This is a genomic window from Polymorphospora rubra (assembly GCF_018324255.1).
GTDB lineage: Bacteria > Actinomycetota > Actinomycetes > Mycobacteriales > Micromonosporaceae > Polymorphospora > Polymorphospora rubra.
In genome coordinates this window covers 6,107,006-6,127,132 of the sequence record NZ_AP023359.1, presented here as the reverse complement: position 1 = coordinate 6,127,132, position 20,127 = coordinate 6,107,006, and the positions used below count along the sequence as shown (strand labels likewise).

Sequence of the window (20,127 nt, the reverse complement as noted above, 5' to 3'; positions counted from 1 at the left end):
CAGACCTGTACCATAACCTATCTAGGCGGTAGGTTTAATGGGTTATTCTCGGTCGCCATTCGGAGGTTCCCATGCCACGACCGCCCATTTCCGATGGACTGGCCAGCCCGGCCGACACCCGGCGCTTCGGGGAGTACCGCATCACCCGCCGGCCCGACGATCCACGCCCGCTCTACCGGTTCGCCGACCGGATCGTCGAGGACGGCGCCGCCGGTGACCTCACCGCCCGGGCCGGGCGCTACCACCTCTACGCCGGCCGGTTCTGCCCGTGGTCGCAACGGCTGGAGATCACCCGCGCCCTGGCGAACCTCACAGAGGTCGTCACCCTGTCCTACGTGGACAACGAGCGGGACGGCCGCGGCTGGGCGTTCCGCGAGCGTTTCGGACCGGACCCCGTGAACGGCTTCAGCCTGCTGCGGCAGGCCTACGAGGCGACGGAGGAGGGCTTCGACGGGCACGTGTCGGTGCCGACGTTGTGGGACCGCGCCAGCGCCCGCGTGGCCAGCAACGACTTCAAGACCATCGGGATCGACCTCGCGACCCGGTTCCGGCGCGTCGCCGAACCGGTGACGGACACCTACCCCGAGGCACACCGGGCCGAGATCGAGGAACTGGACGCCTGGCTCGGGCCGGTCGTCAACCACGGCGTCGGCGTGGCGGCCCGGCCGGGGCCCGAGGGCGTCAAGGCCCGCGCGGCACTGCTCGACGCGTTCGCCGCCCTCGACAGCCGGCTGGCGACCCGGCGCTACCTGGTCGGACCGACCGTCACGGAGGCCGACATCCGGCTCTGGGTGACCCTGGTCCGCTTCGACGTCGGCCCCAACGCCCGGCGTTCGATCAATTCGGGCCTGCACGTCTACCCGCACCTGTGGGCGTACGCCCGGGACCTCTACACGCTGCCGGCCTTCCGGGACAGCACCGACTTCGACTCCTTCGCCGCACCCGGCGCCGAACTGCCGGACTGGCACGAACCGGCGCACCGGCCGACCGGACCGATCACCGGGCACACCGTTTCCCATTGACGATCACAGCTGACCTCGGCATTTAACGATGTTCCCATTCAAGTAATCGCCGTAACAGTTTTATCTCCCACTCAACCCATGGGAGATCATCAAGAATCGTCGCTGGCCAGCACGTTTGATCAATGGCGCAGCAAATACAGAAACCAAAACTGGGACAACCATTGACACGGCTCGTGTAATTGATGAATATCGAGCCCATGCACCGCGCGGCAGAATTTCTCGTCGCCCGCCTCGTCATCGACCTCGTGCGATACGCCGGCGGGCGGTGTCCGCGCTGACCGTCGGCGACCGGGCGGTCCGTCGACCCCGCGCCTGAGCCACCGGCGCGAGCGCCGCCCACACCACCCCGCTCCCCCGCCCCGACCGGGTCGGCGCCGCATCGCGCCGTCCCGTGCCGCCCGGCCACCGGCCGGCCCGGGGCCTTCCTGGAGGCCACGATGACCGCCCCCGCACCCGCGATCGACCGGCCCGGGCCGCCCGAGGCGCAGCCCGAGGAGAAGCCGCTGAAGGTGGTGCCGGCCCGGCATCCCTGGCGGTGGGTGGCGACCGCCGTGACACTGGTGCTGGTCGCCATGGCCGCCAACGCGTTGATCACCAATCCGGCCTGGGACTGGCACTTCGTCGGGCAGTACCTCTTCTACGAGACCGTCCTGCGGTCGGTGGGCACGACCCTGCAGCTCACCGTGCTCGGCATCGTGCTCGGCTTCCTACTCGGCACCGTGATCGCCCTCATGCGGCTGTCCGCGAGCCCGCTGCTGACCAGCGTCGCCTGGGGCTACGTGTGGCTGTTCCGCTCCGTACCGCTGATCCTGCAGCTGCTCTTCTGGTTCAACCTGGCGCTGCTGTACGACCAGATCTCGTTCGGCGTCCCGTTCGGCCCGTCGTTCGTCGCCGTCGACACGATGCACCTGATCGGGCCGATGACCGCCGCGACGCTGGGCCTGGCCCTGCACCAGGCGGCCTACGCCGCCGAGATCGTCCGGTCCGGGTTCCTCTCGGTCGACCAGGGCCAGCTGGAGGCGGCCGCCGCGCTCGGCATCCCGCGGGGCCGCCAGGTGCGGCGGATCCTGCTGCCGCAGGCGATGCGGAGCATCATCCCCAACGCCGGCAACGAGATCATCGGAATGGTCAAGGGGACCTCGGTCGTCTACATCATGGCCATCCCGGAACTCTTCTACCAGGTGCAGGTGATCTACGCCCGCAACGGCCGGGTCATCGCGCTGCTGCTGGTCGCGGCGATCTGGTACCTGCTGTTGACCACCGTCCTGTCGGTCGTGCAGTACCACGTCGAACGGCACTACGCCCGGGGCGCCGTACGGACGCTCCCGCCGACGCCGGTGCAACGGATCCGCCGGCTCGTCGCCACCGCGACGGCGGCCCGGCGGCAGCGCCGCGCCGGCCGGGAACAGCTCGCCGCGGACCTGGCGGGTGAGCGGTGAGCGCCCCGCAGCGGCCGATGGTGGAGCTGCACGGCATCCACAAGAGCTTCGGCCCACTCGAGGTGCTGCGCGGGGTCGACCTGCGGGTCCGCGCCGGCGAGGTGGTGGTCGTGCTGGGCCCCTCCGGCTCCGGCAAGTCGACGCTGCTGCGCTGCGTCAACCACCTGGAGAAGGTCAACCGCGGCTCGGTACGCATCGACGGCGAGCTGATCGGCTACCGGCGTACCGGCAACCGGCTGCGCGAACTGAAGGAACGGGAGATCCTGCGGCAGCGCACCCACATCGGGTTCGTCTTCCAGAACTTCAACCTCTTCCCGCACCTGACCGCGCTGGAGAACGTCGCCGAGGCACCGGTGTCGGCGCAGGGCCGGCCCCGGCGGGAGGTGCTCGAACTCGCCGCCGAACTGCTCGACCGGGTCGGGCTGGCGGACAAGGCCGACGCCTATCCGCGCCGGCTGTCCGGCGGGCAGCAGCAGCGGGTCGCGATCGCCCGCGCCCTGGCGCTACGCCCCAAGGTGCTGCTCTTCGACGAACCGACCTCCGCCCTCGACCCGGAACTGGTCGGCGAGGTGCTCGAGGTGATGAAGGACCTGGCCCGGGCCGGCACCACGATGGTCGTCGTCACGCACGAGGTCGGCTTCGCCCGCGAGGTCGCCGACACCGTCGTCTTCCTGGACGGCGGCGTGATCGTCGAGCAGGGCCCACCCGACGAGGTGCTCGACCGGCCGAAGCACGAACGGACCCGCGCGTTCCTGGCGAAGGTCCTGTGACCCACCGATCCCCCTCTCCAAGGAGTCCGCATGTCCCGTAACCGACCTCGCCGGGTCGTCGCGCTGGCCCTGACCGCGCTGCTCGCACTGGCCGCCTGCGGAGCGCCCGACGACGAGCCCGTCGCCACCACCGGCGAGCAGGCCGGGTCGACGGTGATCAACACCAGCCCGGACCAGAAGCGGATACGTAGCACGAAGGTCGACGCCATCGCGGCCAAGGTGCCCGCGGCCGTCGCGGCGGACGGCAGGCTCAACGTCGGGATCAGCGCCGGCACGACACCGCCGCTGTACTTCCGGGCCGACGACGACCGCACCCTGATCGGGGCCGAACCGGACATCGCCCAGTTGGTGGCCGACGTACTGGGGCTGGAACTCGACCTGCAGCCGACCTCCTGGGACAACCTGTTCCTCGCGGTCCGCTCCGGGCAGAACGAGGTCGGCTTCTCCAACATCACGGTGACCGAGGAACGCAAGGACATCTACGACTTCGCCACCTACCGGGTCGACTCGCTGGGCTGGGAGGTCCGCATCGACGGCGGCATCGACAAGATCGAAAAGCCGGCCGACATCGCCGGCCTGAACGTCTCGGTCGGGTCCGGTACCAACCAGGAGGAGGTCCTGTTGCGCTGGGACGCGCAGAACAAGGCCGCCGGCCTCGCCCCGGTGAACATCACCTACTACCAGACCTCGACCGACTACCAGCTCGCCCTGCTGTCCGGCCGGATCGACGCGTACTTCGGGCCGAACCCGTCGGTCGCCTACCACGCCGCGGTCAGCGGCAAGACCAAGGTCGTCGGGATCGTCCCCGGCGGCGGCGAGGTACCCGCCCAGATCGCGGCGATGACGCAGAAGGGCAACGGGTTCGCCGAGGCGCTGAGCGCGGCACTGAACGCGGTCATCCAGGACGGCACGTACGCCCAGGTCCTGGCCCGCTGGGGGCTCGGCGACGAGGCGATCCCCACCTCGCAGGTCAACCCGCCCGGGCTCCCCAGGAGCTGACCCGATGACGGCACGACGACTGACGGTCCGCTACACCAGCCCGGCCGATCCGGCGGCCCGTCCGCTGCTCGACGAGCTGACCCACGAATACCGGACCCGCTACGGGCCGAACGAGGAGATGACGCGGTATCCGGCCGGCGACTTCGCCCCGCCGCACGGCGCCTTCCTGCTGCTGCTCACGGCGGACGGCACGGCCGTGGCCGGTGGCGCCTTCCGCCGGTACGACCGCGAGACCGCCGAGATCAAGCGGGTGTGGACCGACTCGGCGCACCGCCGCCAGGGGCTGGCCCGGCAGGTGATGCGCGAACTGGAGGCCGAGGCGGTCCGCCGCGGATACCGCCGCATCTGGCTGACGACCGGACCGCGCCAGCCGGAGGCCGAGGCGCTCTATCTGCACCTGGGCTACCAGCCCCGGTACGACCTCGACGCCGACCGGACGAGCCTGCCGTACCTGCCGTTCGAGACGCACCTGCCGCTGTCCACGGCGGAGCTCTTCGGGCCGGAGCTGACCCGGTAGCCGCACGCCACCGGTGGCCCGCCGAACGTGCGTGGCGGGCTACCGGTGCCCGGGCTCCGGCCGCGGTCCCGGCCCGGCCCCGGGCAGGACGGCGCGTAGGAGGTGTTCGAGCCGGGGCCGTACGTGATCGCCGGCCCGGCCCTGGCCGGCAAAACCCCACCAGGCGAGTTCGCCCTGCCACAGCGACACCAGCAGCCGTCCGACCGGGCGGTCCGCGCCACCGGTGCCGCCGATCGCGGCGTCGACCGCGGTCTCCAGGCGGTGGAGCCAGGCGAGCCCGCGGGCCCTCGTCGCCGACCGGCGGAGGTCTTCGCGCAGGAGCACCAGCCCGTCCACGTAGCCGCCGCCGTCGTAGTCCCCGCTGAGTTCGACCAGCAGGTCCACGGCCCCCTCGGGACCGGGTGCCATGGCGGCGACGGCCCGCTCCGTCCGCGCCTCCAGACGGTCCCAGGCGCGGGCGAGCGCCGCCGCGACCATGGCCTCCTTCGTCCCGAACCGCTGGACCAGGGTCGCCGGGGCGAGCCCCGAGGCGGCCGCGACCGCCGCGAAGGACGGTGCCCCGCCGACTTGTTCGATCAGGCCCAGGACGTCGTCCAGGATCTGCTCGTCAGGAACTGATTTGCGGCGCGGCATGCCACCACTATATAAACGAACGGTCGTTTACAAAAGAGTGGGGGCACAGTCCGATGCATGAGTCGCAGATCGTCGCTCTGGTGGCGGGTGGCACCCGTGGGGCCGGGCGCGGCATCGCCGTCGAACTCGGGGCGATCGGCGCCCGGGTCTACGTGACCGGACGCACGAGCGGAACGCAGCGGTCGGAGTACGGCCGCCCCGAAACCATCGAGGAGACCGCCGCCATGGTCGACGCCGCCGGCGGCATCGGCATCCCGGTCCGCGTCGACCACCTCGTCCCGACCGAGGTCGCCGCGCTGGTCGACCGGATCCGCGCCGAGACCGGCCGGCTCGACGTACTGGTCAACGACATCTGGGGCGGCGAATACCTGACGGAGTGGAACACCCCGGTCTGGAAGCACGACCTGGACAAGGGGCTGCGCCAGCTACGGCTGGCCGTCGACACCCACCTGATCACCGCGCACCACGCGCTGCCGCTGCTCATCGAGCGGCCCGGCGGCCTGCTCGTCGAGATGACCGACGGCACCGCCGAGTACAACGCCGGCAACTACCGGCTGTCGCCGTTCTACGACCTCGCCAAGACCGCCGTCGGCCGGCTCGGCTGGGCGCACGCCAAGGACCTCGCCCCGTACGGCGCCACCGCCGTCACGCTCACCCCCGGCTGGATGCGGTCGGAGATCATGCTCGACATGTTCGGCGTCACCGAGGAGAACTGGCGGGACGCCCTCGAGCGGGAACCGCACTTCGCCATCTCGGAGACGCCCCGGTTCGTCGGTCGGGCCGTCGCCGCCCTGGCCGCCGACGCCGACCGGGCCCGGTGGAACGGGCGGTCGCTGTCCAGCGGCGGGCTCGCCGCCGAGTACGGCTTCACCGACCTCGACGGCTCCCGGCCGGACTGCTGGCGTTACATCGTCGAGGTCCAGGACGCCGGTAGGCCCGCCGACGTCACCGGCTACCGCTGACCGCCGCCCGGGTCAGCCCGCCCGGGGGTCGGTGACCGGGGCGTCCGGGTCGATCTCCCGTACGACCCGGGCCGGGTTGCCGACCGCGACGACGTTGGCGGGCAGGTCCTTGGTGACGACCGCGCCCGCACCCACCACCGTGTTCTCGCCGATCGTCACGCCCGGCAGCACGATGACCCCGCTGCCGAGCCAGACGTTGTCGCCGATGGTGATCGGCCTGGCGGCCTCCCACTTCTGTCGGCGGAGCACCGGCTCGATCGGGTGGGTGGGCGTCAGGAGCTGGACGTTCGCCCCGATCTGGACGTCGTCGCCGATGGTGATCGCGGCGACGTCCAGCGCGACCAGTCCGAAGTTGGCGAAACAGCGGGCGCCGATGCGGATCTGCCCGCCGTAGTCGACCCGCAGCGGCGGCCGGATCTCGGTGCCCTCGCCGATCTCCCCCAGCAGCTCGGTCAGCAGCCGGCGCCGCTCGTCGGCCGCCGGCAGCGGGTTCGCGTTGTACGCGTCCATCAGCCCGGACGCCCGGTGGAGCAGTTCTCCCAGTTCGGGATCCTCGGCGAGGTAGAGGTCACCGGCGAGCATCCGCTCCCGCATGGACCGACCGTCAGTCATGCGTACGATCGTACACAGACGGCCGGCCGGTCAGGGCCGGAAACCGGTCCGGTCCGCGTCGGTGATCTCGCGCAGCACCCGGGCCGGGTTGCCGGCGGCGACCACGCCGGACGGCACCGGTTTCGTGACCACGCTGCCGGACCCGACGATCGAGCCGGCCCCGATCGTGACCCCCTGGTTGATCGTGACGTCGCCGCCGATCCACACCCGGTCGCCGATCACGACCGGCCTGGCGTAACAGGCGCCGGCGGCACGTTCGGCCGGGTCGATCGCGTGGTTCGCGGTGTAGATGCCGACCCGCGGCCCGAAGAGCACGTCGTCGCCGATGGTGATGCCGCCGCCGTCGAGCATGACGCAGTCGAAGTTGGCGTAGAAGTTGTCGCCGATGCGGATGTTGAACCCGAACTCGCAGCGGAACGTCGGCTCGAAGTGGCAGTCGCGGCCGACGGCGGCCAGGAGCCGGCGCAGGAGCCGTTCGCGGTCGGCCTGCGGCCGCCCGAAGCTGGCGTTGTACTCGTCGGTCAGCAGCACCGTCCGCCGCCGGGCCTCGACCAGTTCCGCGGCGGTGTCGTCGTACATCCGGCCGGCGAGCATCCGGGCGCGGAGCGCGTCGAGTCCGGCGGGCGCCGGCCCGGTGGCCCCGTCCCGCCGCCCGGCCACCGGACCGGCCGTGATCCGCTCGACGGCGTCGACGGTCAGCGCGCGGTCGGCCGGGGTGGTGTCGAGCGCCCGGTGAATGATCAACCCCTCGATGAGCGCATCCAGCTGCCGGGCCGTCGCCGGGTCGAAGTGGCGTTCCAGGATGTCGCGGCTGCGCCGCATCCAGGCCCGGGTCAGCTCCCGGTAGGCGGGTTCGCGGGCGGCGAGGGTGTACAGCTCGTGGGTCAGCACGAGGTCGCGGGGGTTGACCGGGTCGTCGTGGTGGATGACGTCGACCACGACGGCACGGGCCTCGTCGAGGTCGCGGGCCGCGGCGAGCCGTTCCTCGAACCGGGCGCTCACCGTGCCGGCGAACCGCGTGAACGCCTCGCGGAGCAGCTCGCCCATCCCCTCGAAGTGGTAGGTCATCGAGCCGAGCGGGACGTCGGCGCGCTGGGCGACCTTGCGGTGCGAGATGCCGGCGACGCCCTCCTCGGCGATCAGGGCGAGCGCCGCGTCGATGATGCGGTCCCGGCGTTCCGGATCCACCCGTCGTGTCCCCATGCCGGTCAGCCTAGGCGGCCCGGTCCGCACCACCCGCACCGCCGATGCGTACGAACGTACGTGTCGGCGACGCGGGCGGCTCGACGTCCCCCGGCAGCGGCTCCCGCGACGTTGAACCTGACGTTGCGTCATGTCGTAGCTTTCCGCGCATGAGCCGACCGGAACCGCGCCTGTGGTCGGTCGGCGCGCTCGCCCGCGCCGCCGGCGTCACCGTCCGCACGCTGCACCACTACGACCGGACCGGGCTGGTGCCCTGCTCGGGGCGCACCGGAAGCGGGCACCGCCGCTACACCGGGGACGACGTCACCCGCCTCTACCGCGTACTGGCACTGCGCGGGCTCGGCCTGCCGTTGCCCGAGATCGAGGCGGTGCTCGCCACCGACGACCCGACCTCGCTGCTCGCCACCGCCCGCCTGCACCGGAAACGGGTCCGCGAACAGCTCGCGCACGCGCGACGCCTGCACGGCCGGCTCGACGAGGTTATCGACCAGCTCGAACACGACCGCGCCCCCTCGACCGACGACCTGCTCGACACCCTGGAGACGATGGCCATGACCGTCCGCCTCACCCGCGTCTACACCCGCACCGGCGACGACGGCCGGACCCACCTCGCCGACCTGAGCCGGGTGTCGAAGACCGATCCGCGCGTCGAGGCCGGCGGTGCGGTCGACGAACTGACCGCCGCCGTCGGCGTCGCCCTGGCCGTGCCCGACCTGCCCGACGGGTACGCCGGTTGGCTGCGGCAGATCCAGAACGACCTGTTCGACATCGGCGCCGACCTCAGCCGCCCCGGCGGCGGGCCGACGCCGGACGAGGGACCCCGCGTCGACGGGTCGTACGTCACCTGGCTGGAGGAGATCTGCGACCGGGTCAACGCCGGCCTGCCCGCACTGCGGTCGTTCGTGCTGCCCGGCGGCACGCCGCCGGCGGCGCAGCTGCACGTGTGCCGTACCGTCTGCCGGCGCGCGGAGCGGCGGGCGCTGGCCGTACCCGACGTGAACCCGCAGCTGACCCGGTATCTCAACCGGCTCTCCGACCTGCTGTTCATCCTCGCCCGGGCCGCCGCCAACGGTGGCCCGGAGGTGCTGTGGCAGCCCGGACGCCGGCCCGTCACCCCCTGACATCACCGGGCCGGCCGGCTCACGCCAGGGCGTGGACGATGTCCCGGGTCGCCGGATAGAGATCCCGGTACGCCGCATACCCGCGCCGGTAGGCGTCGGCGGTCGCCGGATCCGGTTCGACCCGGCCGGCGAAGCGCGTCCAGTCGTCGTCCCGCCCGACGAGTCCGGCGGCGAGCCCGGCGAGGTAGGCGTCGCCGTAGCTCGCCCCGATCGTCTGCTCCGGGATCAGTTGCGGCCGCCCGGTGACGTCGGAGACGATCCGGGTCCACAGCGAGCGTGCCCCGCCGCCGACCGCGATGACCCGGTCCGGCGCCGCCAGCAGCCCGGCCATCTCGTCGAGGTGGTGCCGCACCGCGTACGCGGTCCCCTCCAGCACCGCCCGGTAGAGGTGCCCGCGCCCGTGGTCGAGGGTCAGCCCGGCGACGACACCGCGCGCCTTCTCGTCGAACAGCGGGGTCCGTTCACCGGCGAAGTACGGCAGCACGACCAGGCCGTCGGCACCGGCGGGTACGGCGTCGGCCTCGGCGGTCAGGCGCTCGTAGCCGGGGCCGCCGGTCAGGTCACGCAGCCACTCGACGACGGCGCCGGAGGTGGCCGTGCCGCCGGCGACGCAGAAGCTGCCGGGGAAGACGCCGGCGGTCGCCCACATGCGGGGGTGGACCACCGGTTCGGGCACCACCCGGGTGAGGAACATCGTGGTGCCGTACATCAGCATCAGGTCGCCGGGCCGGGTGGCGCCGACGCTGACGGCCTCGGCCCAGGCGTCGACGGTGCCGGCGGTGACCGGGATGCCGGCGGGCAGGCCGGTGGCGGCGGCCGCGGCGGCGGTCACCGTGCCGGCGGTCTCGGCCGGCCACAGCAGCCGGGGCAGTTCCAGCCCGGGCGCGATCTCCGCGGCCAGGTCGTCGAGCCACGCCTGCGCGTGCAGGTCGTAGAGCGGGTCGCTCTGGCTCGCCGAGTGGTGGTCGAAGACGTACTCGCCGGTGAGCCGGTGGACCAGGAACGAACTGGCCATGAAGAACCGGCGGGTGTCGGCCCAGACGGCGGGCTCGTGCCGCCGGATCCAGGCCAGTTTCGGGCCGACCGCCTGGCTGGTGAGCCGGTTGCCGCCGCGCCGGACGATCTCGGCGGCGCCGATCGCGGCGGTCAGCTCGGCGATCTCGGCGGTGGCCCGGGTGTCGACGCCGTACAGGATCGCCGGGCGCAGCGGCCGCCCGTCGGCGGTCGCCGGCAGGACGCACGGGCCGATGCCGCTGACCGCCACCGCGGCGACCGGTCCGGGCGCCACCGCGAGCAGGTCCGCGACGATGGCGACGAAGTCCGCCCACCAGACCGCCTCGGGGTCGTGCTCCACCCACCCCGGCCGGGGCCGCGCGACGCCGTGCGGACGCGTCGCGGTGGCCAGCACGGTCCCGGCCGGGTCGGTGAGCACCCCCTTGCTGCTCGACGTGCCGATGTCGACACCGAGCAGGCAGGGTTCACCGGCCATCGGCGGGCCCCGCGTCGCAGCCGTGCAGGCGGATCTGCGGCAGGCCGGTGACCTCCCGGTCGTACTCGCGGTCGATGCGGATGTCGGTCAGCTCCTGGAGGAAGACCTCGCCCTGGCTCCAGATGGTGGCCCGGAAGACGTGGCCGCCGCGGACGTTGCCGCCGGCCTCGGAGAACAGGGCGTGGCAGTGCGCCCAGAGCTTGCCGTCGAGGGTGGTGACGTTGCCCTGGATGGAGAGGATCTCCATCGGGCGCTGGAGCACGACGGTGTCGATCTCGTCGGCGAACTCGTGCTCGCGGTGGATCGGCAGGGTCGTGATGTCGCGCGGATTGCGCAGGTAGACCTCCTGGATGGTGCCGATCACCGAGAGGATGACGGCGGTGTGCACGCCGTGGTCGCGGCAGACCTGCTCGATCGAGTCGGTCAACTGGGCGCCGGGCTTGATGCTCGCGGCGATCACCCGGCCGTTGCCGGCGGCGCGGCTGACGACGGTGGGTACGGTGCTGGTCATGGTGCCTCCCGGGGTGTTGGTCACTTGACGCTGCCCATCGTCATTCCGGTGACGATGTGCCGCTGCGCGGCGAGGGTGAGGACGAAGACGGGCAGCATGATGATCGAGGCGTAGGCCATCATCGGCCCCCAGTCCAGGGACGCCTCGTGGACGAAGTTGAAGACGGCGACCGGCAGGGTGCGGCTGTCGCCGTCGGAGAGGATGAGCGCCATCTTGAAGTCGTTCCAGGAGAAGATGAACGCGAGGATGCCGGCGGTGAGCATGCCGGGTCGGGTCAGCGGCACGGCGATCCGCCAAAACGTCTCCAGCTTCCCGCACCCGTCGACCTGCGCCGCGTCGTAGACCTCCTCGGGCAGGGCGGCGAAGAAGTTCACCATGATGAAGACGGTGAGCGGGAACGTGATGATGACGTGCGACAGGATCAGCGCCGGGTAGGTGCCGACCATCCGCAGCGCGGTGAACGCGACGAAGAACGGCACCAGGTAGGCGACGCCGGGCAGCAGCCGGGCGGTCAGCAGCGACAGCGACAGCTTGGTCTGCCGGTAGCGGGCGATGCTGTACGCCGCCGGCACGCCGATCGCCAGCCCGAGCAGGCTGGAGCAGGCGGCGACGACCAGGCTGTTGGTCATGTAGCGGCCGAACGGGGTGCGGGTCAGCGCGTCCCGGTAGTTGTCCAGCGTGGGTGTGAAGTCGAACCACTTCGGCGGGATCGAGTAGATGTCGACCTGCTGCTTGAACGACGAGGTCAGCATCCAGAAGAACACGAACAGGGCCGGGGCGAGCGCGACGGTGAGGGCGACGGCAAGCCCGATCCGGCCGAGGATCGACCCCCGCCTGCGCCGGGGGCGGGCCGCCGGCCGGGCGGCCGGCTTCGCGGTCGGTCGGTGCGGGGTCAGGGTCTGGGACATCGGTTCACCCCTGGTCGGTACGGGCCCGGAGGCGGGTGAAGACGATCGCGACGACGAAGACCAGCAGGGTCAGCCAGACCAGCAGCATCGACCCGTACCCGAAGTGCAGGTAAGACAGGCCCTGCTTGAAGGCGTACAGGTTGAGGGTCTCCGACGCGGTGCCGGGACCGCCGTCGGTGATGACTTTGATGATGTCGAACGTCTTGATGGCGTCGATGAGCCGGAAGAGCGCGGCGACGAGGATGACCGGGCTCAGCAGCGGCAGTGTGACACTGACGAAGGTACGGATCGGTCCGGCGCCGTCGACCTTGGCGGCCTCGAACGGTTCCTGCGGCAGGGCGGCCAGCCCGGCCAGCACGATCAGCATCACCAGCGGCGTCCACATCCAGGTGTCCACGATGGCCAGTGCCGGGATGACGAGGTTGGCGTCGCTGATCCACAGCAGGGTCGGTCCGCCGACGGACTGCACGATGTAGTTGAGGATGCCGATGGTCGGGTCGAACATCATCTTCCAGACGAGGGCGACGGCGGCCGGCGTCGCGATCATCGGGAACATGAAGAGGGTCCGGGCCATTCCGCGGCCGGGGAACCGCTGGTGGAACAGCAGCGCCGCCCCGACACCGAGGACGACCTGCAGGCCGACCGAGAGCGTGACGAAATAGACGGTGCGCCAGATGCTGCCCCAGAACTGGCCGTCGGTCAGCGACCGGGTCAGGTTGTCGAGGCCGACGAACTCCGGTGGGCGCAGGCCGCCGGACCACTCGTGGAAGCTGAGATAGATGGTGTAGCCGATCGGGAACGCCAGCATCGCCACGACGACGATCAGCGCGGGCGCCGGCAGGATGTAGCGGTCGTAGCGGTCCAGGACGTCGAGCAGCCTGCGGCGTGGGGCCGGCTGCGGGGCCGGAGCCTTCGGCGTGGGCCGTGGTGGGCTTTCGGTGGTCTGGGCCATCGGGACCAGGTCCTCCCTTGCGGGGTCCGTGGCCGGAGGCGGGGGCCTCCGGCCACGGCCGGTGACTAACGCATCGCGTCGAGCAGACCCTGCAGCTTTTCGTTCTGCTGGTCCGCCGTCCGCTTCAGTTCGGCGCCGGTCTGGCCCTCCAGGCCCTTGTTGGCGACCAGCCCGGCGATCTCGCGGGCCTCGACACCGGGGGTCACGGGCGGGTTCATCCGGGCCCGTGCCGTCTCGGTGCTGGTGAGTACGACCTGGGTGAACTCGGGCGTCTTGTCGGCCTGCTTGAACTCCGGCGACTCCCACGCCGAACCGCGCGGGCTGGGCCAGCCGGTGAGCTTCAGGTCGAGGTTCATCTGCTTGCTGGTGGCCCACTGGATGAAGTACCAGGCGGCGTCGCCCTTCTCTGAGAAGGGGTTGATGCCGTAGCCCCAGCCGCCGATGAACGGCGCCGCGTCGCAGTCGGCGCGCGGGACGGTGGTGTAGCCGACGTTGCCGGCCACCCGGGACTTGGTCGGGTCCTCGAGGTCCTTGACGAACAGGTTCACGTCCAGGAACGCGAAGACGTTGCCCTGCGCGAACTGCTGCGACGGTACGGGCCAGTCGAAGCCGGCGATGCCGGGCGGGCCGTACTTGCTGCCGAGCTGGCCGTAGACCTCGTACGCCTTGAGCGCCTCGGGGGTGTTGATCGCCGCCTTGCCGTCGGTGACCCACTCGCCGCAGTGCGCGTACAGGAAGGACGAGAACGGGGTGGTGGTCTGGTACGGGATGCCGCGCAGCGCGAAGCCGTACGTCCGGTTGCCCGGGTCGTGCACCGCCGCGGCGGCCGCCTCCCACTCGGCGAACGTGGTCGGCACCGGAAGCCCGGCCTTCGCCAGCAGGTCCTTGCGGTAGTAGACCAGGTCGGTCTGCATCTCCCACATGACGGTGACGGTCTGTTCCTCGACTGTCATCGCCTTGCGGATGCCGGCGCCGAAGTCCTCGAAGTCGTACTCCGGGTCGGTCACGCCCGGGTTCGACAGGTACGGGCCGAGGTCGGTGTACCAGCCGTTCTTGGCGAACTGCAGGCCGTCGACCTCGGGGAAGGTCGCCATGACGTCGAAGTCCGAGGCCCGTGAGGTGAGCCGGACCGGCAGGTTCTGCCGGTAGCTGGTGACGTCGGAGCCCTCGATCTCGACGGTGATGCCGGTGAGTTCGGTGAACTCGGCGAGTCCGGCGCGCAGGCTCTCGACCTGGCCGGTGTCGGCGACGTACACCTTGATCGACTGACCGTCGTAGCGCTTCCAGTCGAAGGTGTCACCGGTGTATTCCGGACCCTGGTTTCCGCCGCCGCCCCCGCCGCAGGCGGTGAGGGCCAGGGCCGCGGTCAGGGCTATGGCGACGGTTCTTGCTATCGAGCGTTTCATGTCTGATCTCCTGACGAGAAGACCGGTTCTGCGGGGGCACCGTCGTCGGCCGAGACCTGGGCGACCACGGTGCAGGGGACCTCGCCGACGCCCTGGACGGGCAGCGGGGCGAGGGTGAGCCGGACCCGGCGCCCGCTGAGGGCACCGCATCCGACGAGGCCGGCGACGGTCCAGACGGATCCGGTCAGGGCCAGGGTGGCGGCCCAGTCCTGCCGTACCTTCTCCGGCCGGTAGTGGGCGAGGTAGGTCTTCGCGGCGTCCGACGGGAAGACCGGACGCAGCCAGGGCCGCAGTTCGGTCCACTCGGTGCGGGCGTGCTCGCCGCCCGGCCGGTCGAGATAGACGCAGTCGGTGAGCAGCAGGTCGGACGAGTTGCGGCCGAGGAGTTCGCCGAGGGTCCGGGCCGCCTCGACGCTCAGGTGCGGGCTGTCGAGATAGAACTCCTCGGTGGTGAACCGGGCCGGGTCGTCGCCCCAGCCGGTGACGAGGACGACCGCGTCACCGGTACGCAGGTCGGCGGCGGCCAGGGCCGCGGTGACCTGGTCGGCGGAGATCTCGCCATCCGGTCCGGGCGGGCAGTCGACGACGACCGCGGCCCGGTTGACCAGCCGCTCCGGCGGGAACTGGTCGGTGGTGGCGCCGGCCGGGGAGCCGAGTGCCGGTCCCAGCAGCCGGGTCGCGGAGCCGCTGCCCATCGTGATGTGGAAGAGGTTCGCGCCGTTGTACGTCAGCGTCGCGATCTCCTCGGTCCGGTACGGCGCCTCCCACGGGAAGAGGCTGCCGGCCGGCGACTCGGTGGTGATCGGGCGGGTCAGGTTGATCGTCTTGGTAACCATCAGGCGTCTCCCGCCTCGTCGCCGTCCACGGCCAGTACGGTGCACGGAGCCCCTTCGGCTCCGGCGAGGAACAGCGGCAGGACGGTGACCCGTACCCGCTTGCTACGCAGGGCGCCGCAGTTGGCGACCGCGGCGACCGGGGACATCGCGAGGTGCAGCACGACCGACGACCCCCAGTCGGGTGCGCCGCCGCCGGCACCGCGCGCCGGGGTGTAGTGCCGCATGTAGATGCGGGCCTGCTGGGACGGGAACGGCGGGCGGTCCCACGGCTTGCGCGACGCCCACTCCGGGAACATGAAGCCCTCGCCGAGGTTGCCGATGTAGGCGCAGTCGGTCAGCATCAGGTCGCTACCGCGTTCGGTCATCACCTCGGCCAGCCGCTTGGCGCCGTCGAGCGAGAAGTGCGGGCTGGTGGTGGCGTACTCGTCGCCGATGGCGCGGTAGCGCTCGTCGTCGCCCCACCCGGTGCGCAGCAGCACGGCGTCGCCGTCGCGGTAGTCGGGGTCCTTGACCAGGGCCCGGTCGATGTCGTCGGGCTCGATCTCCTCGCCGGCCTGCTTCGGGATGTCGATGACGACCGTCTCGCGGTTGACCAGCGTGCCGTAGTCGAGTTCGTGGATCCGGGGCGCGTCGTCGTCGTAGCAGGCGCCGAGCATGAGCCGCGTCCCGGCCTCGCTGTGGAAGCTCATCTGGTGGGTCGCCACGCCCTGCCGCTCATGGGTGGTCACCGGGGTGAGTTGGAACGGGGAGTCCCAGGCCCACACGTTGCCGACCGGCATGAAGGGATAGAGCGGCAGTGTCAGGTTGACTGTTCTCATCGGGCCTCGCAGATTTCGGGTACGGTCCGGGAGCCGGGCCTGGTCGGGCCGGCCGGGTGGGTGCGTTCGGGAGCCGGTCAGTGGCCGGCGGCGCCCTGCGGGAAGGACAGCCGGGGCTGTCCGGCCGCCCAGCGGCGACGCTGGTCGGCCATCACTCCGCCGACCAGATAGACGTGTTCGATGACCTGCTCGGAGATGGCCTCGGCGTCGCCGGCGCGGACCACGTCGAGCAGGATCCGGTGCGGTTCCGCGATGTCCTGCACGCCGAGGGTGGGGCCGACCATGTTGAGCCACATGCGGAACAGCACGTGCTGCTCGTCCCAGGCCTTCATGACCCGGGGCAGGCCGCACGGCTCGCAGAGGGCACGGTGGAAGCGGTAGTCGAGGTCGGCGATCCGGCGGGCGTCCCCGGCCACCGACGCCTCGTGCATCTGGTCGATCAGGTCCTCGAGGCCGGCCACGTCGGACGGTCGCAGGCGCGGTGACGCCTGCTGGTACGCCAACGTCTCCAGCACCGTCCGGATCATGTGCAGTTCGTGGACGTCGTCCTCGGTGAGCTGGACGACGCGGGTGGTGCGCGCGGACTCCTCGACGAGCAGGCCGTCGCGCTTCAGCAGCCAGATCGCCTCGCGCAGCGGGGCCCGGCTGACGCCGAGCTGCCGGGCCAGCGCCTCCTCCACGATGCGGGTGCCCGGTGCCAGGGTGCCGTCGAGGATCGCCGTCCGTAGCACGTCGTACGTCGACTCGCTCAGGACGATCTTCTGCGGCACCCGCAGCGCGGCGACGGACGACGTGGGTTCGGCTGGCTTGACCATGCGACAACCTTCCGGAGGGCCTCCCGGACTCGGTGAAGTCCGGGGATTTATCGTCGACGGTGTACGGTAGACGGAAACGTAGCCGTAACAAGAACGACCGTCAAGAGGTCCGGCGCGGACATCTTCGAAGACAAATTCCCTGGTAGACGCAGTGTGAGCGCAGGAGCGACGCCAAGCGATCACCGATCTGCGACACATGCCCGTAACACGGACGGGAGGACCCCAACCGCTAATCGGTGGCTCGCGGGCCGCCGGCACCCCTACCCTCGACCGGCCCGGCCCGGCACGCCGGAGGGCGCCCGACGGTCGTACGGCGAGGAGGGTCGGTGCGCACCAGCGAGGAGATCTACCACCGGGCGCGGTGGGATCCACGGTTCGACCCGGCCCGGTTCGTCATCGGAGTCAACGTGCGCGGCCGGGAGCCGAAACGGATCCCGCTGCCGGCGTTCGTGCCCGGCGGAGACATCCCCTGGCACCGGGTGCTCTTCGTCGAGGCGGACGGCGAGCTCGTCTGGGACCGGGCGACCGGCCTCGACCGGATCGACTCGACACCGGCCGGCCGGGTACGGGCGCCGCGCCGGCTCCGCGCGCCGTTCTTCGCCGCGACCACCCCGCACGCCTTCGATCCGGTCGACGGCTGGGTTCCGGCCCCGGGCTCGCCCGCCGCCCCGACCACCCGGCTGCGGATCCTGACCTGGAACACGCTGTGGGACCGCTACGACAGCGACCGGATCGACACCGCGCGGCGGCGCCCACTGCTGCTGACCGCGCTGGAGCGGGCCGACGCCGACGTCATCGCCCTGCAGGAGGTGGAACGCGACCTGCTGACCGGACTGCTGGGCGCCGACTGGGTGCGCGCCGGCTACACCATCGGCACCGACCCGGCCGGCGACGACGTCGACGAGGGTGGTGTGCTGCTGCTCAGCCGGCTGCCGGTGCGCGAGGCCGGCCGGCACGTGTTGGGTCCACACAAGACGGTCACCGCGATCACCGTCGACTGTGCCACCGGGCCGGTCGTCGTGGCCGCCGTACACCTGAGCAGCGACCGGGCGAAGGACGGCCCGGGACGCCGGGGCGGCGAACTCGCCCGCCTCGCCGAAATGTTGTCCACAACGGACTGTCAGGTGGTGCTGGCCGGGGATTTCAACGACGGCGGCGACACCCCGCAACGTACGCTCGGGCTGCGCGACGCCTGGACCGACGTACACGGACCGGCGGACCGTACGGTGACCTTCGACCCGGCGGTCAACCCGCTGGCCGCCGTCTCGTCACTGAGCGGACGGGCGTCGAGACTGGACCGGGTCCTGCTGGGCCCCGGAGAGCTCCGGGCGGCCGCCGCCACCCTCGTCGGCGACACCCCGGTCGACGGGCTCTTCGCGTCCGACCACTTCGCGGTGTCGGTCGACCTGGCCGTGGAGACCCCGCCGGCCGACGCGCTGGACCTGCCGCCGACCGCCCGTACGGCCCTGGCCTGGCTCCCGCCCGAGGAGCTGTGGCCGGCGATCCAGCGGATCCGGGCCGAACACGATCCGCAGGTCGACCGCTGGCCGCCACACGTCAACCTGCTCTTCGGCTTCGTCCCCGAGTCGGCGTTCGAGGACGCCGCGCCACTGCTGTCGGCCGTCGCGGCGGCGTCGGCGCCGTTCCCCGTACGGCTGGCCGGGGTGCGGACCTTCGCACACCGCGACGACGCCACGGTCTGGCTGGATCCGGCCGCCGCCGACCCGGCACCGTGGGCCGCGCTCCGGGACGCGCTGGCCCGCCGCTTCCCGCGCTGTCGAGGGCGGTCGGAGGGATACACCCCGCACCTGACGCTCGGCCGCGGTTCCGCCACGGACCGGATCGCGGCCGAAGCCGACCGGATCGGCGGGACGTCGGCCCGGGTCGACGAGATCGTGCTGCTCTCCCGCCGCGGCGACGGGCCGATGCGGCCCCGGGCCGTCGTCTCGCTCGGCACGGGCGCGGTCCGCTGGCTGCCGGAACCCGGCACACCGGCCGGCTCCCTGGTGAACGGGCGTGGGGTGACCGAGCGGATCCAGGCGGCGCTCGGCACCGTCCACGTCACCGGCTCACGCCGCCTCGGATGCGCGCTGCCCGGCGCCGACCTCGACCTCGTCGCCGCGCTGCCGGGCGGTCCCGACCTCACGAACGTGCTTGCCCGGCTGGCAACGGCCCTCCCCCACGCGTCGTCGGTGCGCCCCGTCGTCGGGGCCCGGGTGCCCGGGCTGCGGCTGCACACCGACGGGCTCGACGTCGACCTCGTCGTGATCGGCACGGGTGCGGTGCCGCCGGCCGACGCGGTCGACCGCCGGGCCGAACTGGGCGAGGCGGCGGCCACCGCACTCAGCGCGGTGTCCGACGCCGAGGCGGTCCGGCGGGCCGTCGGCACCGACGCACGCTTCCCGGAACTCGCCCGCGCGGTGAAGGCGTGGGCGAGGGCGTGCGGACTCGACTCCGCCCCGTTCGGCGGGCTGCCCGGACTCGCCTGGACGGTGCTCGCCGCCCGGACCGTACTCGACGCCGGCGACCTGCAGGGCGACGAACTCCTTCGGCACTTCTTCGGCACCTGGGCCGCATGGGACTGGCGCCACCCGGTCACCCTCGACGGCGGCACCGTGCCGCCGGCGGAGGCCGCCGTGACGGTCCTGACCCCGTCGTACCCGGTCCGTAGCTGCACCGACCAGGTCGGCCCCGGCCTGCGCGACCTGCTGACCGAGGAGTTGTACCGGGCCTGGGAAGGGCACCCGCCGACCCCGCCGCACCGCCGCCACGCGACCTGGGCTGTCGTCACCGTGTCGGCGGTCGCCGGTGAGGCGTTCGAGGTGACGGTCGGCCGTTTCCGGGGCCGGGTGCGCGCCCTGCTGACCGCGATCGAGCGGAACGGATCCGTGGACGTCCACGCCTGGCCACGACCGTACGAAGCCGGACCGACCCGGCGCCGCTACGCGATCGGGCTGGGCCGCGAGCCGTACGACGCCGCCCGGCTCGCCGGGGTCGCGGCCGGCTGGCTCGACGGCGTCCCCGGCGTGCACGTCGGGCACGCCGACGGCGGCGCGGTCCCGACCCTGCTCTGACCCCGCCCGCGGCCCACGAGGGAACCTGTGATCATCAGCT

The 20,127-nt window shown here is 71.9% G+C and carries 19 protein-coding genes and 1 pseudogene; 9 read left to right on the top strand and 11 right to left on the bottom strand.

The window, feature by feature from the left end; all coding sequences use genetic code 11:
- The first annotated feature begins 71 nt into the window (after nt 1–71).
- From Prubr_RS27680 to Prubr_RS27660, 5 genes are all read left to right on the top strand, one after another.
- Nucleotides 72–1,022: a glutathione S-transferase C-terminal domain-containing protein gene (locus Prubr_RS27680; RefSeq protein ID WP_212817829.1), complete on the top strand. Its 951-nt coding sequence runs from the start codon at nt 72–74 to the stop codon at nt 1,020–1,022.
- 437 nt (nt 1,023–1,459) lie between these two features.
- Nucleotides 1,460–2,461, top strand: a complete 1,002-nt coding sequence (locus Prubr_RS27675; RefSeq protein WP_212817828.1) for an amino acid ABC transporter permease — start codon at nt 1,460–1,462, stop codon at nt 2,459–2,461.
- A 17-nt stretch (nt 2,462–2,478) separates the two neighbouring features.
- Nucleotides 2,479–3,231 (top strand): amino acid ABC transporter ATP-binding protein, encoded by a 753-nt coding sequence (locus tag Prubr_RS27670; protein ID WP_212828610.1) that lies wholly within the window; start codon nt 2,479–2,481, stop codon nt 3,229–3,231.
- A gap of 30 nt (nt 3,232–3,261) precedes the next feature.
- Nucleotides 3,262–4,230: an ABC transporter substrate-binding protein gene (locus tag Prubr_RS27665; protein WP_212817827.1), complete on the top strand. Its 969-nt coding sequence runs from the start codon at nt 3,262–3,264 to the stop codon at nt 4,228–4,230.
- Between the two features lie 4 nt (nt 4,231–4,234).
- The gene (locus Prubr_RS27660; protein ID WP_212817826.1) at nt 4,235–4,747 is read left to right on the top strand and encodes a GNAT family N-acetyltransferase; all 513 of its coding nucleotides are present in this window, start codon (nt 4,235–4,237) and stop codon (nt 4,745–4,747) included.
- 39 nt (nt 4,748–4,786) lie between these two features.
- On the opposite strand, the gene Prubr_RS27655 is transcribed toward Prubr_RS27660, so the two are convergent.
- The gene (locus tag Prubr_RS27655; protein WP_212817825.1) at nt 4,787–5,380 is read right to left on the bottom strand and encodes a TetR family transcriptional regulator; all 594 of its coding nucleotides are present in this window, start codon (nt 5,378–5,380) and stop codon (nt 4,787–4,789) included.
- 53 nt (nt 5,381–5,433) lie between these two features.
- Between Prubr_RS27655 and Prubr_RS27650 the strand changes: the two genes are divergently transcribed.
- Complete coding sequence (locus tag Prubr_RS27650; RefSeq protein ID WP_212817824.1) at nt 5,434–6,342, top strand: SDR family oxidoreductase; 909 nt, start codon at nt 5,434–5,436, stop codon at nt 6,340–6,342.
- A gap of 12 nt (nt 6,343–6,354) precedes the next feature.
- On the opposite strand, the gene Prubr_RS27645 is transcribed toward Prubr_RS27650, so the two are convergent.
- A complete protein-coding gene (locus Prubr_RS27645) occupies nt 6,355–6,954 on the bottom strand; it encodes a sugar O-acetyltransferase (protein WP_212817823.1) in 600 nt (199 codons plus the stop codon).
- Between the two features lie 30 nt (nt 6,955–6,984).
- Nucleotides 6,985–8,157, bottom strand: a complete 1,173-nt coding sequence (locus Prubr_RS27640) for a maltose acetyltransferase domain-containing protein (protein WP_212817822.1) — start codon at nt 8,155–8,157, stop codon at nt 6,985–6,987.
- A gap of 44 nt (nt 8,158–8,201) precedes the next feature.
- Here Prubr_RS27640 and Prubr_RS27635 point away from each other — a divergent pair.
- Nucleotides 8,202–8,474: pseudogene (locus tag Prubr_RS27635) on the top strand (MerR family DNA-binding transcriptional regulator); the annotation flags it as partial.
- A gap of 234 nt (nt 8,475–8,708) precedes the next feature.
- Complete coding sequence (locus Prubr_RS27630) at nt 8,709–9,278, top strand: cob(I)yrinic acid a,c-diamide adenosyltransferase (RefSeq protein ID WP_212828608.1); 570 nt, start codon at nt 8,709–8,711, stop codon at nt 9,276–9,278.
- Between the two features lie 19 nt (nt 9,279–9,297).
- Here the strand turns inward: Prubr_RS27630 and Prubr_RS27625 are convergent, their stop codons facing one another.
- The 8 genes from Prubr_RS27625 to Prubr_RS27590 all read right to left on the bottom strand — a co-directional run bounded on the left by Prubr_RS27625 (nt 9,298) and on the right by Prubr_RS27590 (nt 17,013).
- Nucleotides 9,298–10,767 (bottom strand): FGGY-family carbohydrate kinase, encoded by a 1,470-nt coding sequence (locus Prubr_RS27625; RefSeq protein ID WP_212817821.1) that lies wholly within the window; start codon nt 10,765–10,767, stop codon nt 9,298–9,300.
- Nucleotides 10,757–11,278 carry a PPC domain-containing DNA-binding protein gene (locus tag Prubr_RS27620; RefSeq protein WP_212817820.1) on the bottom strand — a complete coding sequence of 174 codons (522 nt, stop codon included), beginning with the start codon at nt 11,276–11,278 and terminating at the stop codon, nt 10,757–10,759. Before Prubr_RS27620 ends, Prubr_RS27625 begins: the two co-directional genes overlap by 11 nt.
- A 20-nt stretch (nt 11,279–11,298) precedes the next feature.
- Nucleotides 11,299–12,186: a carbohydrate ABC transporter permease gene (locus Prubr_RS27615; protein WP_212817819.1), complete on the bottom strand. Its 888-nt coding sequence runs from the start codon at nt 12,184–12,186 to the stop codon at nt 11,299–11,301.
- 4 nt (nt 12,187–12,190) lie between these two features.
- Nucleotides 12,191–13,138, bottom strand: a complete 948-nt coding sequence (locus tag Prubr_RS27610) for a carbohydrate ABC transporter permease (protein WP_212817818.1) — start codon at nt 13,136–13,138, stop codon at nt 12,191–12,193.
- Nucleotides 13,139–13,203: 65 nt separating this feature from the next.
- On the bottom strand, nt 13,204–14,544 hold the full coding sequence (locus tag Prubr_RS27605; RefSeq protein WP_212817817.1) for an extracellular solute-binding protein: 1,341 nt from the start codon (nt 14,542–14,544) through the stop codon (nt 13,204–13,206).
- Nucleotides 14,541–15,380 (bottom strand): cyclase family protein, encoded by an 840-nt coding sequence (locus Prubr_RS27600; protein ID WP_212817816.1) that lies wholly within the window; start codon nt 15,378–15,380, stop codon nt 14,541–14,543. The genes Prubr_RS27605 and Prubr_RS27600 overlap by 4 nt, the downstream gene beginning before the upstream one ends.
- A complete protein-coding gene (locus tag Prubr_RS27595) occupies nt 15,380–16,198 on the bottom strand; it encodes a cyclase family protein (protein ID WP_212817815.1) in 819 nt (272 codons plus the stop codon). The genes Prubr_RS27600 and Prubr_RS27595 overlap by 1 nt, the downstream gene beginning before the upstream one ends.
- Nucleotides 16,199–16,275: 77 nt before the next feature.
- Nucleotides 16,276–17,013 (bottom strand): GntR family transcriptional regulator, encoded by a 738-nt coding sequence (locus Prubr_RS27590; RefSeq protein ID WP_212817814.1) that lies wholly within the window; start codon nt 17,011–17,013, stop codon nt 16,276–16,278.
- A 326-nt stretch (nt 17,014–17,339) separates the two neighbouring features.
- On the opposite strand from Prubr_RS27590, the gene Prubr_RS27585 reads away from it, so the two are divergent.
- The gene (locus Prubr_RS27585) at nt 17,340–20,087 is read left to right on the top strand and encodes a poly(A) polymerase (protein WP_212817813.1); all 2,748 of its coding nucleotides are present in this window, start codon (nt 17,340–17,342) and stop codon (nt 20,085–20,087) included.
- The last annotated feature ends 40 nt before the right edge of the window (nt 20,088–20,127 follow it).

Coding starts and splice junctions, on each gene's coding strand:
- Prubr_RS27680 (WP_212817829.1), top strand. CDS start 72: ATGCCACGACCGCCCATTTCCGATGGACTGGCCAGCCCGGCCGACACC.
- Prubr_RS27675 (WP_212817828.1), top strand. CDS start 1,460: ATGACCGCCCCCGCACCCGCGATCGACCGGCCCGGGCCGCCCGAGGCG.
- Prubr_RS27670 (WP_212828610.1), top strand. CDS start 2,479: ATGGTGGAGCTGCACGGCATCCACAAGAGCTTCGGCCCACTCGAGGTG.
- Prubr_RS27665 (WP_212817827.1), top strand. CDS start 3,262: ATGTCCCGTAACCGACCTCGCCGGGTCGTCGCGCTGGCCCTGACCGCG.
- Prubr_RS27660 (WP_212817826.1), top strand. CDS start 4,235: ATGACGGCACGACGACTGACGGTCCGCTACACCAGCCCGGCCGATCCG.
- Prubr_RS27655 (WP_212817825.1), bottom strand. CDS start 5,380: ATGCCGCGCCGCAAATCAGTTCCTGACGAGCAGATCCTGGACGACGTC.
- Prubr_RS27650 (WP_212817824.1), top strand. CDS start 5,434: ATGCATGAGTCGCAGATCGTCGCTCTGGTGGCGGGTGGCACCCGTGGG.
- Prubr_RS27645 (WP_212817823.1), bottom strand. CDS start 6,954: ATGACTGACGGTCGGTCCATGCGGGAGCGGATGCTCGCCGGTGACCTC.
- Prubr_RS27640 (WP_212817822.1), bottom strand. CDS start 8,157: ATGGGGACACGACGGGTGGATCCGGAACGCCGGGACCGCATCATCGAC.
- Prubr_RS27630 (WP_212828608.1), top strand. CDS start 8,709: ATGACCGTCCGCCTCACCCGCGTCTACACCCGCACCGGCGACGACGGC.
- Prubr_RS27625 (WP_212817821.1), bottom strand. CDS start 10,767: ATGGCCGGTGAACCCTGCCTGCTCGGTGTCGACATCGGCACGTCGAGC.
- Prubr_RS27620 (WP_212817820.1), bottom strand. CDS start 11,278: ATGACCAGCACCGTACCCACCGTCGTCAGCCGCGCCGCCGGCAACGGC.
- Prubr_RS27615 (WP_212817819.1), bottom strand. CDS start 12,186: ATGTCCCAGACCCTGACCCCGCACCGACCGACCGCGAAGCCGGCCGCC.
- Prubr_RS27610 (WP_212817818.1), bottom strand. CDS start 13,138: ATGGCCCAGACCACCGAAAGCCCACCACGGCCCACGCCGAAGGCTCCG.
- Prubr_RS27605 (WP_212817817.1), bottom strand. CDS start 14,544: ATGAAACGCTCGATAGCAAGAACCGTCGCCATAGCCCTGACCGCGGCC.
- Prubr_RS27600 (WP_212817816.1), bottom strand. CDS start 15,380: ATGGTTACCAAGACGATCAACCTGACCCGCCCGATCACCACCGAGTCG.
- Prubr_RS27595 (WP_212817815.1), bottom strand. CDS start 16,198: ATGAGAACAGTCAACCTGACACTGCCGCTCTATCCCTTCATGCCGGTC.
- Prubr_RS27590 (WP_212817814.1), bottom strand. CDS start 17,013: ATGGTCAAGCCAGCCGAACCCACGTCGTCCGTCGCCGCGCTGCGGGTG.